An 18,181-nucleotide genomic window follows, 5' to 3' on the forward strand; every position below is an offset into this window, starting at 1 on the left:
ACGAAGAGAGGCATCATGATGAGCACCGAGAATAGACCAAGCATACAGAGACAACAAACCATACTATTGCTGCTAGCATTGGATGGAAAAGTATTCTCTGAGACACTAAAGCCGCGATTTAATGTGTCGGATAACATCATTTGCAACGATATGATTTATTTAGAAAAAGCGGGCTTGTTAAAGCGTATTGACGGTGGGGCAATGGCAGTAGAAGAGTGTTCGGAGTCACAAAAAGAAAAGTAGTGGTTATCTTGTCTTACTCACCGTCAAATTTTAAGAGTGATAAAGATACAGAAATAAAAGCCAAGCCTAACAAAACACCACACGGCTTGGCTTAGACTTCATCACTTTTTTATCCGATAAACCTAAGCTCTCTCGCATTGCTGATAACAACTCGGTTTCCTCGGGCAGACGGCGCCGCGAGAGCAAATCAACCTAGCATCGTTGTCTATGCCCCGTTCTACCCAGTTGATATTAAGAATTTTCGCCACGCTCATGAGGTCTTTTTTGATGCTTCTTGGTATCTGTGAGGAACCGCCTTTGGTGACACACGCTTGGCGTAAATCGGCCGCGATGGAGAGGGCGTCTTTGCCTTGAGCATCAATAGCAGGATTCAAGTCAATGCCGGAGCAAAGTACGTGGCTATTGCCGGCAAGATCTTGCACCTTGATTGATTCACAGGCGTATATTCGCGGCTCGTCGCCGACATTAAGAATCGATATTTGTGCGGAGGTGCCTGTACTTGGTTCGCTGATTTTGCGAAACACCGACCAGTGCTGGCATGGGTCTTCCACCATGCTCATGTTGCCCCAAGGCAAAGGAATGCCATTGCCTCGATAGATGGCTTTGAGCTTACCTGGCGCGTAGGCATCGAAATAATGCCAATGAGGATAAGGTGACGCGGCCGTCATGCGACGCATGGTGACGGATTCAGAAACACCTGCCAGTTGTGCGGTATTAATTTCGTAGCCATTGCGATCTAACATTTGTCGAAATGGCACCTTTGGGCACAGCAAAGCGCCAGCAAAAAAACTGCATTCAAAATCTCGCCACGCGAATAAAATATCCTGAGCATCCATCCCCGACGATTGTATTTTTGCGTTTTTGGCTTGTAAGGGGGAAATTTCATTTCGCCCTGTAACTAGCACATTTTTCAAACCGTCTTTGTCATGCAAAACCGTGTGGCCAATGTGTACCGCAAGGTTGTACTTGAGACGCTGAGGCTGATTTTTCATGATCTGATTGATGTAAATCGTGCTTGGCGGATCAAAAAAAGACGTCACCACATGGCTTTCACCAACACCCATTTCCTGCAATACCGCTAAGGGTGTTTTTTTAAACCACTTGATTTGCAAGCCCATCTGCTTAGTGATGGCGACAATCTCATCAAGGCTCAATGGCAAGCGTTTGAGACCAACTTCTTCAGCAGCGCGCTCTAAATCGGGGAAATGATTTTGATGATGTTCCTGGTGAAACTCGAATCAACAAATGCGCAAATTGGCGACCGCTGGTACCGGTTTGGGAAAGCATTTCAGGAATGGCAATTTGCAGTATTTCTTTGGAGAACAAAAAGTTTGGCTCTAATGCCATACCATTGATGCCACCACCAGACCCTTTCGTTGGCGTAATGGCGTCTTCTTCTGGAACATCATCCAAAAACCATTCAACCTCTTTTTGAAAAACGCTGGCGATGACTTCCAATACGTCTTCACTGGGGATGCGTTTCCCCCTTTCTATCATGGATAAATAAGACACCGATGGGGCCGATTCTGCGTCCACTTTTATGCAGCGCGCCGACAGATCTTCCATGGTCAAACGGTTGCGTTTACGCAGGTTGCGGATCTTAGTACCCAAAAAATGGGCTTTACGATTGAGGCTATTTTTATTTTTCATTTTTGTAAAATTTACACTGTGTAATTCTTATTGTGAAATTTTATCTTAGTCGGGCATAGACTATAAATCAAGCAATCGTAAGAGAGATCAAATGCATTGCTAACCCTAAGAATCAGAACGATAAGAGAAAGAAGGAAAGCGAGATGAATATGCCCCAAGCAAGAAATAACAGTGTGCTTCATCCAGGGTTTTGCCACTTCATTAATGAGGAAGTGCTGCCGCTTCACGCTATCAAACCGACAAAATTCTGGCGCGACCTTGAACAGTTGATTGCCGATCTGTCACCAATTAATCGTCAACTTTTGGCGACTCGTGATCAGATGCAGCAACAAATTGATCAATGGCATTTGGATCATAAAGACCAAGCCATGGACACAAAAGCCTATGAGGCCTTCTTGCGTGAGATCGGTTACTTGGTTGAAGAGGGTGACGATTTCACCATTACCACCGCGAATGTCGATGAAGAGATTGCTCATTTGGCTGGACCTCAATTGGTTGTGCCAGTTAAGAACGCACGTTTTGCATTGAATGCCGCCAATGCACGTTGGGGCAGTTTGTACGACGCTTTTTACGGTACGGATGTCATTGCGAAAACACAGGGGCTTGAGACAGGTAAAGGCTACAACCCAGCTCGTGGCGAAGTGGTGATTGCCAAAGCCAAAGACTTTTTAGACGACGTGTTTCCGCTGGAGTCTGGTTCTCACAAAGACGTGATCAGCTACGTGGTTTATTACCATCATTTGTTGGCCTTTTTTCAAGACGGCAGCCAAATCGGCTTAAAACAACCTTGTCAGCTGGTGGCGGTAAATGGTCAGCGCAGTGAGCCAGAAGCCATTTTGCTAAAAAACAATGGGTTGCACGTAGAAATCCAGTTTGACCGTAACGGCAAAAACGGTGTGAAAGACCCAGCCAATATCAATGACATTCTTATCGAATCAGCTCTAAGCACCATTATGGATAGTGAAGATTCAGTGGCAGCGGTGGATGCGGAAGACAAAATTGAGGTTTACCGCAACTGGCTAGGACTGATGCAAGGCACGCTGGAAGCCAGCTTTAGTAAAGATGGACAGATGCAAACGCGCCGCATGAACCCTGATCGTATTTTTACGGATTTAGACAACCAAGAATACCGTCTACATGGCCGTTCTTTGTTGTTGATTCGCAATGTGGGTCACTTGATGGAATGCGACTTGATGCAAGATGAGCTGGGTAACTTTGTTCCCGAAGGCATTATGGATGCGGTAGTTACTGTGTTGATCGGTGCCTTGGATTTGCAACGTAGTAAGGGCATTCGTAACAGTAGAACCAGCAGCATTTACGTGGTGAAACCTAAGATGCATGGCCCTGAAGAAGTGGCGTTTAGCTGTAAGTTGTTTGGTCGAGTTGAGCAGATGCTTAGCTTACCAGAAAACACCATCAAGATCGGCATTATGGATGAAGAGCGTCGCACGACCTTGAATTTGAAAGAGTGTATTCGCCAGGCGAAATCTCGGGTGTTTTTCATCAATACCGGCTTTTTGGATCGTACTGGCGATGAGATTCATACCAGCATGCAAGCAGGGCCGTTCTTGCCGAAAGATCAGATCAAAACTCAACCTTGGATTCAGGCCTATGAAAACCGCAACGTCGACATAGGTTTGCAATGTGGTTTACCGGGCAAGGCACAGATCGGTAAGGGTATGTGGGCGATGCCGGATGAAATGGCGGCCATGATGGCAACCAAAATTGCCCATCCAAAAGCCGGCGCCAATACGGCTTGGGTGCCTTCGCCAACGGCGGCGACATTGCATGCTTTGCATTATCACCAAGTGAATGTGTTTGAAGTGCAAGATCGCATAAAACATCGCCAGAAAGCGAATCTAACGGATTTACTGACCATTCCGACGATTCCAAGCAATTTGACCTTGTCGGACCAAGTGATTGAGCGGGAAATTGAAAACAACGTTCAAGGGCTATTGGGTTACGTAGTGCGCTGGGTTGAAGCGGGTGTCGGTTGTTCGAAAGTACCAGATATTAACAACGTGGGCTTGATGGAAGACCGTGCGACGCTGCGAATTTCCAGCCAGCATTTGGCGAACTGGTTGCTTCATGGAGTTTGTAGCAAAGAACAAATTGATGAGGTGATGCAGCGTATGGCGCGGGTGGTAGATAAGCAAAACACAGCGACGGAAGGATATCGTCCGATGGCACAAAATGCCAAGAGTCTAGCGTTTAAAGCCGCGCAGGATTTGATTTTTAAAGGCGTGATTCAACCGAACGGCTACACCGAGTCCCTTGCTTCATGCTTATCGAATGCAGGTGAAGGAAACTCACTGAAAACGAATTAATAATTAAAGAATCTGTTCCCATTTAAACAACCTAAAGAGCGAGAAAAACGATGCATACTTACAAAAATAAAACGCAACAAGCTAGCCAAACGATTCATTCTCAAGGACCAACTTGGGCGGCGATGAACCCAGAATCAGTGGTTAGAATGCAATTGCAAAACCGTTTCAATACAGGGTTAGACATCGCCAAATACACGGCTAAGATCATGCGTGAAGACATGGCAAGCTACGACAAAGACCCAGCGAACTACACTCAGTCTTTAGGTTGCTGGCACGGCTTTATCGGCCAACAAAAAATGATTTCTATTAAGAAGCATTTTGGCACCACGCGCAGCCGCTACTTGTACTTGTCAGGCTGGATGGTCGCTGCGATGCGTTCTGAGTTTGGCCCTTTGCCGGATCAATCTATGCATGAAAAAACGTCTGTGCCAGCGTTGATTGAAGAACTCTATACTTTCTTAAAACAAGCTGATGCCCGTGAGTTGCAGCATCTTTTCAAAGAAATGGATGACGCGAGAGCCGTCGGAGATCAAGTACGTGAGCAAGCGGCGCAGCAAAAAGTCGATAACTTTGAAACGCACGTTGTGCCGATTATTGCGGATATCGATGCGGGCTTTGGTAACGAAGAGGCGACCTATTTGCTAGCGAAGAAAATGATCGAAGCGGGCGCTTGTTGTATCCAGATCGAGAACCAAGTGTCTGATGCCAAACAGTGTGGACACCAAGATGGTAAGGTAACCGTACCTCACGAAGATTTCTTGGCGAAAATTAACGCTGTGCGTTATGCATTCTTGGAGTTGGGCGTGGACGATGGTGTGATCGTGGCTCGTACTGACTCTTTGGGCGCGGGTTTAACGCAAAAAATTCCAGTGTCACAAACATCTGGTGATTTAGCTGAGCAATACAATGCCTTTATTGACGGTGAAGAAGTGACCTCACTAGAGCAAATGAAATCTGGTGATATGGCGATCAAACTAGGAAATCGTTTAATCAAACCCACGCGTTTGCCGAATGGTTTGGTGCGCTTTAAACCGAATACAGGTGAAGATCGTGTGGTGTTGGATTGCATCACCTCTTTGCAAAATGGCGCGGATCTATTGTGGATTGAAACGGAGAAACCACACATTGGTCAAATTGCTGCCATTGTGAATCGTATTTGTGACGTTATGCCTAATGCCAAATTGGTTTACAACAACAGTCCGTCTTTTAACTGGACGTTGAACTTCCGTCAGCAAGTGTTTGATGCGTGGTTGGAAGAAGGGCAAGACGTTAGCCAGTACCAACGTGAGAAACTGATGTCACAAGATTACGATGGCAGCATGTTAGCCGAGGAAGCCGACGAGCGTATTCGCCGCTTCCAAAAAGATGCCGCCGCACAGGCAGGAATCTTCCATCATTTAATAACCTTGCCGACGTACCATACAGCCGCCTTGTCTACAGACAACTTGGCAAAAGACTACTTCGGTGAACTGGGCATGTTAGGCTACGTGAGAGAAGTGCAGCGTAAAGAAATCCGCCAAGGATTAGCCTGCGTGAAACACCAAGACATGTCTGGTTCTAATATAGGAGATGACCACAAAGAGTACTTCTCTGGTGAGCAAGCATTAAAAGCATCAGGTAAAGACAACACCATGAATCAATTTGCAGTCTGATGAAATGAAATAAGCGTCAGAGTGTATTGATAACAAAAAACCAGCAGTTTCCCCCTGCTGGTTTTTTTATTAGAGGGGCTTGTTCTTCATCTAGCAAACTCTTGCTCGCTGAGCGGTTTTTTGCCCAACCCTAAGCAAAGTCTTGCTCGCTGGTGGCTTCGACTTTATTTAAGTCTTTGAAAGTATTGGGTATTTTTCTTTGGCATCTATATTGCTCTTCTGGATAGAGTGTTCAAGAACACGTTTTTACTATTTTACGAATAAGGAATTTTATTATGCCAACGCCATGTTATATCTCTATCGAAGGTGAATCTCAGGGTCTGATCACTGCGGGCGCTATGTCTGTTGATTCTATCGGTGACGTGGGCTTGGAAGGCCATGACGACGAAATGCTGGTGCAAAAGTTCGACCACAACGTAACGGTGCCAACCAACCCTCAGTCTGGTAACCCATCTGGTCAGCGCGTTCACAAACCATTCAAATTCACCGTTGCTCTGAACAAAGCGGTTCCACTGCTTTACAACGCGTTGTCGTCTGGTGAAAAACTGCCAAAAGTGGAATTGAAATGGTACCGCACCTCTGCGGAAGGCAAGCAAGAAAACTTCTTCGTAACGGCGCTTGAAGGCGCGGTTATCGTGGACATTCATTGCGAAATGCCACACTGCCAAGACCCAACAATGGGGAACTTTACACAAAACCTAACGGTCTCTATGGCTTACCGTAAGATCACTTGGGATCACATCAACTCTGGTACGTCTGGTTCTGACGACTGGAGTAAGCCAATCGAAGCGTAAGCTTGTATTGGTACGGGCCGCCTGTTCACTCAGGCGGCCTTTTTGCGTATTTTTAGACCGTCATAACAAAGGAAACTGGTATGGCTACATTGACGTTTACATTGGCACTCGACGGAATAGAAGAAGATACCCTCGTCGTTCGAGAATACCAAGGGCATGAATCGATCTCTGATTCTCTGCTGAAAGATGGTTCGCCTTGTTATGGCTTCCGTTATCAATTGTCTCTTGCCAGTCGTCAATCGGACCTGTCTGCCGACACCATCGTCGATAAAAACGCCGAGCTACGCCTGTTTCGCAATGGCGAATTAGTACAACGTGTGCACGGCATTGTGCGTCAGTTTGAAAAAGGCGACACTGGGCACAACTTTACCTACTACGGCTTAACCCTCGTTCCTGCACTGGAACGTTTGTCTTTACGTCACAACAGCCGTATTTTTCAAAAGAAAACCGCCCAAGCCATCATCACCCAACTGTTGGATGAGATGGGCATCACAGAACACCTTTTCACCACCCAAAGAACGCCCCTAGAGCGCGAGTTTTGTGTTCAATACCGTGAAACCGACTTAGACTTTTTACATCGATTGGCCGCCGAAGAAGGCTGGGTCTATTACTTCACCCACGAAGAAGGCAAACACCTGCTGCACTTTGCTGATCAAAGCCAGTTTTTACCTAAGTACCCAGAAAAAATCCCGTACAATGTATTATCCGGTGGTGGCTCAGACGATCTTTACATCTCCACTTTGACGCACCACACACAAAGCTTACCAAGCCAAAGCACACTGAAAGACTACAGCTTCAAAAAGCCCGATTACCGCTTCTTGCACCAGCAAGAGGGCGAGAACATGGATTACCAGCTGCCCAGTTACGAACACTTCGATGCCCCGGGGCGTTTCAAAGACGACGTGACAGGCAAAGCCTTTTCTCGCATACGCCTAGAATACCTGCGCCGTAGTGCTCGCACTCTCGTGGGAAAAAGTAACCACGCAGGCATCCAAGCTGGCATGAAAATCACCATCGAAGGGCACAACGAAGACACCATCAACCAAGAGTGGCTGCCGGTCTGGGTCGAACACCACGGCACCCAGCCGCAAGTCTTGGAAGAAGAAGGCCAAACGGGCAGCACCACCTACAACAATCGCTTTACCTTTATTCCTGCCACTACCAACTGGCAAGCGACACCACAACCCAAACCGAGTGTCGACGGCCCCATGATGGCCACGGTTGTTGGCCCTGAAGGGGAAGAAATTTTCTGTGACGAACACGGACGCGTCAAACTGCACTTCCCATGGGACAGATACAGCGAAGCGAATGATCACAGTTCCTGCTGGGTGCGTGTCTCCCAAGGCTGGGCCGGTAACCAACATGGCATGATGGCCATCCCACGAATCGGCAGCGAAGTCATCGTCAGTTTTTTAAACAGCGACCCAGATCAACCGATCGTCACTGGCCGCACCTTTAACGCCAAAAACACCCCACCGTATTTATTGCCGGACAATAAAACCAAAACCGTGTGGCGCAGCGACACCCACCAAGGGGAAGGCTTTAACGAGATTAGCTTCGAAGACCAAGTCGACAACGAAAAAGTCTATGTACACGCGCAAAAAGACCACGAAACCGATGTCCTCAACGACAGCATTACTCACATCGGTCACGACCAACACAGACAAATCGACAACGACCGCTTCACCCAAATCGGCGGTGAAAACGGCACAGGCAACGACCACCTGATCATCAAAGGCGAAAGTCGCCACAAGATAGATAAAGATCACACACTTATGGTGGACGGAAGCTTACAACAGAAAGTAGGTTCGAAAGCGGTGCTCGATGCTGGGAACGAGATTCACCTAAGCAGCGGTGTGAAATTGGTGGTTAACGCAGGGGCTGAGCCTCACCTTAATGGCGGGGGAAGCTTCCTAAAAATTGATGGTTCAGGGGTTCATCTAGTCGGTTCTGCCATCAACCTAAACTCAGGCGGTGGTGCGGGTTCTGGCAGTGGATTTAGTGGGGCAGTACCCGAACTACCGCTCAGTGTTGTGTCACCGGAATACGATGCCAACCTTGAGGCGCCAGAGGGCAATGAAGCGCCAATAGTGGCAACTGCAGCATTAAAACATCAATTGATATCGGATCAGTTGCAAAATGAACTAGTCACCGAAGTGTGTCAAAAGAGAGCCGACGGAACCTGTCCTTTAGGTGATTGTCCTTGTGGGAATAATTAACCGATGATTACATCAGATACGTTAAATCTACATTCGGATTCATTTGAGGCTGGCTTACAGTATTACCTAATTGCTAACAGTGTTCCTGCTAGTACACCAACATTAAGTGCTGATATTTATACCCACAGCAACAGTGTAGAAAGTGCAGCTTTGTACCTTGATTCCGATCTTTCCACATTCCTTGATGTTAGTCCTTATGTTATTCGGGTACGTGAAGGAGATCATTTGCTTCAACAATACGAGCAGAATGCACTCACAAAAAAAGGTTGGACAGGCGTTTTAATTGCGGTGACTGAAGAGACCAGCTTTGAAGCGTTACTGGCTCATTTACGCCAGCGTTTGTTTGTGTCTTTTTCCTCAGGAAGAAAAGGCATTTTGCACTATTCCAACCCCAACGTAGCAAACTATTTTTTTGGTGAAACGGAGTTGCGTACCAACACAGAATCATGGCTTGGAATGATTAAACAAGTTTGCTGGTATGGCGCAGAAAATTCACCCAACCAAGGATTATGGTGCAAAGTTCAAAATCATTCAGATAAAGCAGAAGCTCATACGCCATCATGGGTGATAACGCCGTCACAAGAAGCGGCTTTTAAGCTGCTGAATATTGATAGAGCGTTAACAACATACTTCACGAATGTTTCGTTAGATCTAAAAGATAGCCATATATGGACTCAATATCGACGCTACTTCAATGAGGCAGAGACACTGGGTTTTGCTGATCTAGACAATATTTATCAATACCTTACTTTATGTCGAGCGCAAAATAGCCCATGTGATCAAGAGCATTATAGTGCTGAAAAGGTGGCTGCCAGTTTGTTTGAGCGCCTTGATATAAAAGCTATTCAGTCATTGAATGAAGCTCAAAAATTACATCATATAGAAATGCTGATTAAAAAGGATGAATCGTATGCCAACGGATAAAATAGGCTCAGGCCCTGCCTGTGATGGCACTAAAGTATTTATCGAAGTCACTGGGGTGCAGCATGATGCAAGCTGCCGTTTTCAGTTTTATGATGCGCAAGACGCGAGCCGCAAAGAAGATATTGAAGGTCAGCTGGTCTCTATGCCATTGGTGAATACGACGATTAACAGCTGGCCATGGCAGCAAAACGCATCTCCCGTGGATGCTTGCTTAGCGATAGCAGGGCAGCAGGGTGATATCCTTTTGCCGTTATTTAATGATGTTCAGCCCAAAGAGCGTGTGGATGGCGAGCAGGATTACTTAATGCATGCGGTGGTGCCATTGACGCTGCTGCCTACTTATAATCCTCACTTACAAGATAATGAACGCTACGCTCCTTCACGTAATGGCTACTTCTACGTGTTTTATAACAATAAAGCATGGCGGGAACTGGAAATACATGCCTCTGATAGCGAAGGTGTGCAGTTCTTCGACGTGGACTTGTCTGCCTATCGTACCGGTGAAAACGAGACTTTTTCGTCAGACAAACGAGAGGCGGTGGGTAACCCCCTAAAAGATATTTGGCTACCAGTAAAAGACAACAACCAAGACACGCTTGTCTACCTTGCCTATTCAGAGGTGCCATGGAGCGGCGAGCGTTTAAATTATTTTGAAAATAATGTAGCAGAGCTGCAGAAACGCGCGCAATCCTTACACGAGTTAAGAGGCGCTGATAATCCACCCAGCCATAGACAAAAAGAGGCTTGTGTTCTACTTGCGAGCGACTTACCTGAAATGCGAGCTCGCGCGGACATTGAATGGCATATTGGTGAGCCACTTAAGTTTAACCGTGACCTAAGCGGAAGTTGGCTAAATCAACAATATACAGACATCAAAAATGGCATAGAAAATGCCAATAACAATGATGATGAACAATTCGAAGCCCTGATGCACCGAAGTGCGTTCCAGTACGAATACGGTATGAAAGAAACGGCGTTGAAGTCTCTGATCACCAATGACAATGATCTAGATATAACTTGGGAAGCGTCATAAAGCTTAGATTATCTGAGTGATGCCAAAGCTCGCCAGCTAAGAACCTTAGTGCTCGATGATCCTATATTTGATTTAAAACAGCGTGCCTTTATGGTGCTTTCTGGTGCGGCGTACATGCAGCAACTGTATGTGAATATGAGCCAACAAGAGTATTATCAGACCGCCGAACTGACACAACAAATGATCATGACAGAACGGTTTGGTGAAAAAGAGAATCCGCTTTATAAATTCAACGATGATGTCAGCCGTGATTTAAGCGGATGTTTTCATCGAACATTGCGTACACGAGAACGCTTGATTGCCAACCGTGACATCAAAGAACTGCAATATCACTTGGATCAAGTACTTAATAGTCAACGTACGGCCGATGTATTACGTGATATATCTTCACTAAATGGCCTTAATTCAGCAGGTGCACATAAGATCGTCGGTCATGCTATGAGCGCATTGAGTATTAACATCGACAAAATTGACGCCTTTTCGAAATACCAGTACATACATGACTACTTGCCGTCTGATCAACCGCTAAATCAGATAAATAGCCTGAGTGTAGAAGACTGTCATGCCACCCTCAGAAATGTCTTATCCTCCAGTAGCCATCCTCTTTGTAAAGTGCTATTTGTTGAAGAAGGAGCTGTTCCCTTAGACTCTGAATATACGTCTCCAGAAGCTTTAAATGATGGTTCCGGCTTTGCCACCCCTCAAAGCCTAGCACAATGGAGCCTTAACGACTTTGTGCTCGAAGATGACCAGCTGGAAGTCATTGATCTCGTGTTTATTACCAAGAGTAACGTGGCTGCTTCTTTGTCAGATAAAGCACAGGATGCATTTTCTCAAGCAAGGCGTGTAAGCAGCATTCTAGATAATATTCTAAAGGGTTACTACGAAGCTCTGATGTCTATAAAAGATGTGGCTTCAGAAGCCAAAGTTATTCAATTTAACCAAGCCTATGCATCCGTATTGGCATTAACGAAGGCAACGAATCCGACCTATCTTGGGAAAATGTTGTTCACCTCAGCCCAAGGAGCGCAAACCAAGGGCTATGTAGTGGGTGTGCATGGTCAAGGGTTGAAATTTGGCCTGAGTGCCGATGATAGAGAGCACATTAAAAACAAAAGACGTAAAGGGCTACAAGGTCAATTGCGTGAAGAAAATGGCCGCTTAGTGGTGGCATCTAATAAAAAGCCCTTTAATAACGCGGACAAGGCCAACTTAGCGGAGCGTGGTAATCTAAAAGTGGTGGTGTTGCCAGAAGACAGCAACATGGCACAAGCCTATAACCAAGCCAATACCCAGCGTGCTTTGCGGAACATGAACAATACTGAGATTAACAGCAGCAACGCCTACGAGCGCATACGAATCCCGTACTGGATTGTTGCTATTGAAACCGTGAATTTGGTGTTAAATCTTAAGCACCTGACTACATTTAAGGAAAACGGATGGCTTTATTCTGGTTTAAACATAGCAAGTGCTTCTCTTGACTTGAGCGTGGCGGTGACCCATGCGGCGAATTTGCATGGACAAAATGCTTCTTGGTTAACTCGCGCAGCGAATAAGGAGATGGTTAAGGTATCCGGTAAAGTTGCGTCCTTTATTAACTATTTTACTAATAGTGCTAAATTGGTTGGCAGTCTGAGCCGTTTAGCCGTGGCGGGGCTTGTTGGTGGCTTACTGACCGCAGGTATGGCGGGTTGGGAGGCGATTCGCTTGTCAGCTAAGAATGACGACGATGCCAGTATGGCGATGGCGATGGTTGCTGTGGGGACAACAATGTCTACCCTTGCTACGGGCTTATTTACCACTGGTGCGCCTATTTTATTCGGGATGGGGCCGATTGCTTGGTTAGGCATTGGTATTGCGGTCTCGGGGGCACTCTTATATATGTTGTTCTTAGACACACCTATTGAAGAGTGGTTAAAAAATGGCCCCTTTGCAGAGGATCCAGGTGAACAATACGCCCATCTGCAAGATAATAAAGTCGCGTTCGAGCGCTTTGTGAATTGCCTATTCTCTGTGGAAATAAAAGCCTATCCATATGGTATTCAAACAGGCTTACCAGAGGACTTTAATGTCGCCATGCAGTCTAAAGGCGTCACCCATGCGATACAAGTGAGCAGTAACCTCGCTGCGCTCATGGGGGAGGACAACGCCCGTATCGATTTTTATGTTCGTCCTGCGGCTTTGGAGAAAATTGAAACCCGCTCTTCTCGAACCGCCGCTATTTCCCATGACGAGGAAGTCAAACCGTTAGGCAATCGAGCATTACCGATTCTCGCACAATCGGATGGCTCGGATGGCACCGTTTATTTTGTAAAACACGATGTTGCTTTACCTCAAGCCCATAGTGAAAGTGCTTGGTTTGGCGGAAAGCATCATACTTACACTTATTCAAAAGCCTTTATTGCAAGAGTGAGATTACACATTGGCGATGAAGTGTTTCCCATGCCAGCATTGGATAAAGTCACTTTTGAGGACGAGGTATTTGATCCGCCGCGTTTTACGGAGGATGAAACATCTTGGATCAATCAAGCCGTTACCATGACGCCGAGTCAACAAACCTGACAGAATTGAAATAGATACGACTTCTTAGAGCCACAAGCAGCTCGCTCTAAGAGTGAACGAATTTGCGCCATAAGCGCTAAACAGTAAAGGATCAAATACATGGCTTTTGTTAACGCCACCACCAAAAAACAAAACGACTCGCAAACAGAATCGGAGAATACCATCAGCCAATATCAAGACACGGCTTATAACTCACAGAATTTTCCTGCTCAGAAGCCACGCCAAGAAAAGGGCTTTTTACGCCGCATGATGACTAGCGGCAAACCTTTTTCGTTCAGCCACACCACGGACAGCATCACCGTCTATGGTCTGGACGATATGACACCCTCTAAGATGACAGAAGGAGGAAAAAGTTCAAAACAGAGTTACTGGAATGAAATAAGTCTTAATGGAGAATCTTTAAGTGGCTGGTCCCAATTATATTTTTTAATAGTTGGCATCGCCAAGATGTGTTTAATGGGCTTGTTGCCTTTGTTGTATGTCATTTTTCTACTAATGTGGTGGTTAGGGGGGCTGGAATGAAGGCCCTTCAGAAGCTTTTTCGGAAGTTACTTTGTACGCGACCTTGCCTTGTTTACTCATTTATGTTCATTTTCTTCTGTTGAATGCGGGTTATTTTTTTGTTGCACCTTTTTTACGGTCTAAGCGAGTGTTTGAGTTAAACCGCACGACGGGTATGGTGACTTTGTTTAAAAAGAATAAGCCTTATTTTACTCATCCCTTTATTGAGTTTGATTGTGTATTGATGTCGTCACCGACTCAGCAAGGCTTTTTAAATTACTCGTTAACTTTAATTCATCGTTACCGTGATTATTCTGTAGGCGTGCCGATTAGCGGTTCCATGGGCGCCAATCATAAAGTGATTGAATACCTTCGTTTTTGGAATATGGTGCAGCGCTACATGGACATCAGCCAACCGCTGCCAGATATTTTAGTACTAGAGCCAGCTCGTCAACGTGACCCAACCACCATCGCGTACGACAAAGAGCATAACCGCAACCCAAGATACTGGCGCGATATGACAGACGAAGAGTTTAAGCAAAAAATGGACGAGATCGAAAAGGCTCAGAAAAACACCCCAGCGACAGGCAAGCCAATCGATATCTTCAAAGGCCCTAACTCCACTGTAAGCAAAAAACACAATCGTAATAAGAAGAAGTAGCCAATGGACTCGGTGGTTAATGAAATAAGCGTCAAAGTGTATTGATAACAAAAAACCAGCAGTTTCCCCCTGCTGGTTTTTTTCTCTAGTGTTCAATATTTCTAAAATACTCTACTATCTAGCAGATAAATCAGTTGATTTTCGCTGATAGTCTTATGCCTAGATATTAAGAGAGCATGTTTGAATCATTCACGCTATATGCTTAGTGATAAGCAAGTCAACCATATTAGCTTAAAGGATTTAGCTCAACGCTCCAGGTTTGGTGGAGTATTTTATTTGCTGGCCTTTTGGGCTGCGGTTTTTAGCTCCACGGCAGCACGAGCACACTTGGAGATTATTGGTGCTTTTTCTTTCTGTTTTTTGCTGTTACAAATTTATCGTTTAGTGTTGTTTTTTAGCGTTTCTTCATCTAATGCTATGGATATTTCTTCATATTTTTCTCGTTATGCATTTGTTTATAATGCTTCTGCTATTGTTTGGGTGAGTGGATCCGCTTGGTTATTTTATGTTAACCCAATGGTCGATTTAGCGGTGTCAATCAATATGATGGCGGCGGCGGGTATTAGTATTGGTGGTGTTACCGTATTGGCCCCTTCTTATAAGATAATGCGCAGTTATTTTGTCTTAATCTGTTGGCCATTTGCCTTAGCAGCGGGCTTGCTTTTGGATAATCCAGGTAATTTTATTGTTACCGGTTTAATATTAGGTTATGGGTTATTTATTTTTCTAACAGGGAAGCAACAAAATCGCATTTATTGGCAGGCACTGAATGATAATTTAAAACTGTCAGAGCAGGCGGAAGAACTAGAAAAAGCCAAGATAGCTGCTGAGTTGGCTGGTCAGGCTAAAGCGAATTTTTTGGCCGCGATGACCCATGAGATACGAACGCCAATGAATGGTGTTTTGGGAATGGCTCAATTGTTATCTATGGGAGATCTTAATGAGCAGCAGAAACAGCAAGTGACGGTCATTAATAATGCTGGCCGAACATTAATGCATATTATTAATAATATTTTAGATTACTCTAAAATCAATGCAGAGCAACTAAAATTAGAAAAAATCGAGTTTAGTCCACGTAATGTCGTAAATGAAGTTGTATTACTTCTGTCCCCGCAGTTTGATATAAAGCCAATAAATTTTCTCTGTACGTTTGGTGATATACCTGAATTAGTACAAGGCGATCCATATCTGCTACATCAAATTCTTTATAACCTCATCGGAAATGCTCTTAAATTTACCCATGAAGGGGAAATATCTATTGAGGTTTCTTCTAAGAAAAGTCATGCCGAAAATACACTGATCTTGTCGTTTGTTATTAGAGATAGCGGTATTGGTATTTCATCTGAAGACCAAGGTAAAATTTTCGAGCAATTCTATCAAGTTAACCATTTTAATCCCAATATTCGCGGTTCAGGGCTGGGGCTGAGTATTACTCAACGCTTAGTCGAGCTTATGGAGGGGACTATTTCGGTTGAAAGTGAATTGGGGGTGGGAAGTGTTTTTACCATTGAGCTTCCGTTTACTTTGATTGCACAAACGATGCAACAAAAATCGTTTAAGTCATCAACAAAAATAGGGGGAAGCCTGACCTACAATCAGATTTACACATTCTTTTAGTTGAAGATAACAAGGTGAACCAAATGCTCTGCGAGCAATTCTTTCTAAAATTAGGATGCTCCGTTGACTGTGCAGAAACAGGCATAATGGCACTGGAAAGGTTTAATAGTGCCCAACCTTATGATGTTATTTTCATGGATTGTAATATGCCAGAAATGGACGGATTTTTAGCAACGTCAGCTATTCGACAGATAGAAAGAGACAGACACTTAAAGCAAACACCGATAGTTGCTCTCACTGCTCATGTTGAGGCTAGCATAAAACAAAAATGTCTTGATGCTGGCATGAACGCATTTTTAAGCAAACCTTTTTTGTTTGAAGATTTAGAAGCTATGGTTACTAAAATTCGAAAAGAAGGAAGTCTTTAACGTAGAAATAATTTCAGAATTTAATTGTCATTTAGAATTCATCAAATCGTCACGGCCGTCTTTTATGCTTTAGAAACAATTTCAATAATCTATATGTGCGAGCATATTAAAAAGGCAAACGATGATGGATAAAATCTGGTTAGCAAGTTTGATTTCTGTGTGTGTTTTATCTGGTTGTACAAGCAATGGTTCGACAATAAAAAATTCTGACTTTGTGGCGAACTTTCCGAAGCAAGGGAGTCCCATTACCCTATTCGGTATTGCGTAACGATCTTGTGGATGCAAAAACCAATCAGCCATTTAAAATTCGCAATGGTGGTTTTGGATCGGCAATGATAGGGAATCCAAATCAAGCGAATCAGTTTTATGCGTTAACCGATCGCGGTCCAAATGCAGATTACAGTGGTGATTATGGTAAAGGAAAGAGTTTTCCTGTGGCCGATTACACGCCTCGTATTGGTTTATTTGAAGTGTCGTCAAACGGTGCTATTACCATGGTCAAGAGTATTCTATTAAAACGACCTGATGGTAGTTTGATTTCTGGCCTTCCCAATACATCGGCGTTGGGTGGTACAGGTGAAACACCTTATCATGCTGATGGTAGGTTGGTGTTAGAAGACGACAGCAAGCCGTATGATAAAATGACCAACCCTATTAAATTGGACGATTATGGCCTAGATGGCGAAGGTTTGGTTGCGCTTAAAGACGGTACGTTTTGGGTGAGTGATGAATATGGTCCACATATCGTACATTTTGATGCTAATGGCGTCGAAATTGGCCGTATTAATGCTTTTAAAGACGATAGTCGGGTGAGGTTTCATTTGCCTACGGAATTTCAACATCGTCGTGCTAATCGAGGCATGGAAGGTTTAGCGATTACACCTGATGAAACCACCTTGGTGGGCATTATGCAATCGACATTGACGAACCCCGATAAAGCAGCGCATAAAGGCGATTTGACTCGTATTGTCATGGTGAATTTGAATAATGGCCGCACTGAGCAGTATCTGTATCGTCAAGAGAAAACGGAGAATTCCAATTCTGAAATTTCTGCGTTAACGGCTAACCAGTTTTTGGTGTTAGAACGTGATGGAAGTTTTTTACTTGGAGGTCCTGATGGTACATCAAAGGCTAAGCCGAATGCTCAAAAACAGGTTTATCGTGTTGATTTAAGTACGGGAACACCGCTTTCGACAGTGTCTCTATCTTCTTCTATTAAGCAAGATGAAAGTCATGGGTTGATGATTGATGGGCTGACCCTTGAGCAATATGTACAGAAAAACGGTTGGGATGCATTAGCGGCAAAAGGGATCAAACCTGTCAGCAAAACCTTGGTGGTTGATATGGTGAAGGAAGTGGCTTATCCACACGATAAGATGGAAGGTTTATGGGTGATTGATAACAATCATCTTGGGGTACTAAACGATGACGATTTTGCTACTTGGTCAACTAACGGTAAGTTGGAGCAAAAGCACCTTGATCAAAGCACAATTGACTCGAATCGTCTCTACATTATTAAAGCAGATTTGATGGGGAATTGATCGATCTATCAAAACGACGAAAGAGGAATGTCTAAGGGCATTCCTTTTTTATATCCTAAATAAGCAGAGTTATTCCCTAACTCATTGGC

The 18,181-nt window shown here is 44.6% G+C and carries 14 protein-coding genes and 1 pseudogene; 13 read left to right on the forward strand and 2 right to left on the reverse strand.

Annotation, left to right across the window (positions count from 1 at the left end; translation table 11 throughout):
- Positions 1–15 precede the first annotated feature (15 nt).
- The gene (locus AC0L6V_RS22840; RefSeq protein WP_265220632.1) at positions 16–243 is read left to right on the forward strand and encodes a DeoR family transcriptional regulator; all 228 of its coding nucleotides are present in this window, start codon (positions 16–18) and stop codon (positions 241–243) included.
- Between the two features lie 122 nt (positions 244–365).
- Here the strand turns inward: AC0L6V_RS22840 and AC0L6V_RS22845 are convergent, their stop codons facing one another.
- Positions 366–1,403, reverse strand: coding sequence for a DUF3612 domain-containing protein (locus AC0L6V_RS22845; protein ID WP_418138637.1), 1,038 nt, complete (start codon positions 1,401–1,403; stop codon positions 366–368).
- A 19-nt stretch (positions 1,404–1,422) separates the two neighbouring features.
- Positions 1,423–1,893 carry a helix-turn-helix domain-containing protein gene (locus AC0L6V_RS22850; RefSeq protein WP_418138638.1) on the reverse strand — a complete coding sequence of 157 codons (471 nt, stop codon included), beginning with the start codon at positions 1,891–1,893 and terminating at the stop codon, positions 1,423–1,425.
- Positions 1,894–2,036: 143 nt separating this feature from the next.
- On the opposite strand from AC0L6V_RS22850, the pseudogene AC0L6V_RS22855 reads away from it, so the two are divergent.
- The 12 genes and pseudogenes from AC0L6V_RS22855 to AC0L6V_RS22910 all read left to right on the forward strand — a co-directional run bounded on the left by AC0L6V_RS22855 (position 2,037) and on the right by AC0L6V_RS22910 (position 18,092).
- A pseudogene (locus tag AC0L6V_RS22855) lies at positions 2,037–4,209 on the forward strand (malate synthase G).
- A gap of 61 nt (positions 4,210–4,270) precedes the next feature.
- A complete protein-coding gene (locus tag AC0L6V_RS22860) occupies positions 4,271–5,872 on the forward strand; it encodes an isocitrate lyase (RefSeq protein ID WP_265220635.1) in 1,602 nt (533 codons plus the stop codon).
- A 275-nt stretch (positions 5,873–6,147) separates the two neighbouring features.
- On the forward strand, positions 6,148–6,666 hold the full coding sequence (locus AC0L6V_RS22865) for an Hcp family type VI secretion system effector (protein ID WP_265220636.1): 519 nt from the start codon (positions 6,148–6,150) through the stop codon (positions 6,664–6,666).
- A gap of 80 nt (positions 6,667–6,746) precedes the next feature.
- A complete protein-coding gene (locus AC0L6V_RS22870; protein WP_418138639.1) occupies positions 6,747–8,885 on the forward strand; it encodes a type VI secretion system Vgr family protein in 2,139 nt (712 codons plus the stop codon).
- A 3-nt stretch (positions 8,886–8,888) separates the two neighbouring features.
- Positions 8,889–9,809: a DUF4123 domain-containing protein gene (locus AC0L6V_RS22875; protein WP_265220638.1), complete on the forward strand. Its 921-nt coding sequence runs from the start codon at positions 8,889–8,891 to the stop codon at positions 9,807–9,809.
- Positions 9,796–10,842, forward strand: coding sequence for a toxin VasX (locus tag AC0L6V_RS22880; RefSeq protein WP_265220639.1), 1,047 nt, complete (start codon positions 9,796–9,798; stop codon positions 10,840–10,842). Before AC0L6V_RS22875 ends, AC0L6V_RS22880 begins: the two co-directional genes overlap by 14 nt.
- Before the next feature lie 48 nt (positions 10,843–10,890).
- Positions 10,891–13,404 carry a hypothetical protein gene (locus tag AC0L6V_RS22885; RefSeq protein WP_265220640.1) on the forward strand — a complete coding sequence of 838 codons (2,514 nt, stop codon included), beginning with the start codon at positions 10,891–10,893 and terminating at the stop codon, positions 13,402–13,404.
- A 99-nt stretch (positions 13,405–13,503) separates the two neighbouring features.
- Positions 13,504–13,926 (forward strand): hypothetical protein, encoded by a 423-nt coding sequence (locus tag AC0L6V_RS22890; protein ID WP_418138640.1) that lies wholly within the window; start codon positions 13,504–13,506, stop codon positions 13,924–13,926.
- Between the two features lie 31 nt (positions 13,927–13,957).
- Complete coding sequence (locus AC0L6V_RS22895; RefSeq protein WP_418138641.1) at positions 13,958–14,566, forward strand: hypothetical protein; 609 nt, start codon at positions 13,958–13,960, stop codon at positions 14,564–14,566.
- 180 nt (positions 14,567–14,746) lie between these two features.
- Complete coding sequence (locus tag AC0L6V_RS22900; protein WP_265220643.1) at positions 14,747–16,183, forward strand: sensor histidine kinase; 1,437 nt, start codon at positions 14,747–14,749, stop codon at positions 16,181–16,183.
- A gap of 23 nt (positions 16,184–16,206) precedes the next feature.
- Positions 16,207–16,551: a response regulator gene (locus AC0L6V_RS22905; RefSeq protein WP_265220644.1), complete on the forward strand. Its 345-nt coding sequence runs from the start codon at positions 16,207–16,209 to the stop codon at positions 16,549–16,551.
- A gap of 212 nt (positions 16,552–16,763) precedes the next feature.
- Positions 16,764–18,092 carry an esterase-like activity of phytase family protein gene (locus AC0L6V_RS22910; RefSeq protein WP_418138642.1) on the forward strand — a complete coding sequence of 443 codons (1,329 nt, stop codon included), beginning with the start codon at positions 16,764–16,766 and terminating at the stop codon, positions 18,090–18,092.
- Positions 18,093–18,181: the final 89 nt, after the last annotated feature.

The organism is Marinomonas sp. G8-14 (assembly GCF_055808935.1).

Excerpts from the sequence above, each read along its gene's own strand:
- AC0L6V_RS22890 (WP_418138640.1), top strand. The coding sequence starts at position 13,504 with ATGGCTTTTGTTAACGCCACCACCAAAAAACAAAACGACTCGCAAACA.
- AC0L6V_RS22880 (WP_265220639.1), top strand. The coding sequence starts at position 9,796 with ATGCCAACGGATAAAATAGGCTCAGGCCCTGCCTGTGATGGCACTAAA.
- AC0L6V_RS22840 (WP_265220632.1), top strand. The coding sequence starts at position 16 with ATGATGAGCACCGAGAATAGACCAAGCATACAGAGACAACAAACCATA.
- AC0L6V_RS22870 (WP_418138639.1), top strand. The coding sequence starts at position 6,747 with ATGGCTACATTGACGTTTACATTGGCACTCGACGGAATAGAAGAAGAT.
- AC0L6V_RS22875 (WP_265220638.1), top strand. The coding sequence starts at position 8,889 with ATGATTACATCAGATACGTTAAATCTACATTCGGATTCATTTGAGGCT.
- AC0L6V_RS22850 (WP_418138638.1), bottom strand. The coding sequence starts at position 1,893 with ATGAAAAATAAAAATAGCCTCAATCGTAAAGCCCATTTTTTGGGTACT.
- AC0L6V_RS22865 (WP_265220636.1), top strand. The coding sequence starts at position 6,148 with ATGCCAACGCCATGTTATATCTCTATCGAAGGTGAATCTCAGGGTCTG.
- AC0L6V_RS22905 (WP_265220644.1), top strand. The coding sequence starts at position 16,207 with ATGCTCTGCGAGCAATTCTTTCTAAAATTAGGATGCTCCGTTGACTGT.
- AC0L6V_RS22860 (WP_265220635.1), top strand. The coding sequence starts at position 4,271 with ATGCATACTTACAAAAATAAAACGCAACAAGCTAGCCAAACGATTCAT.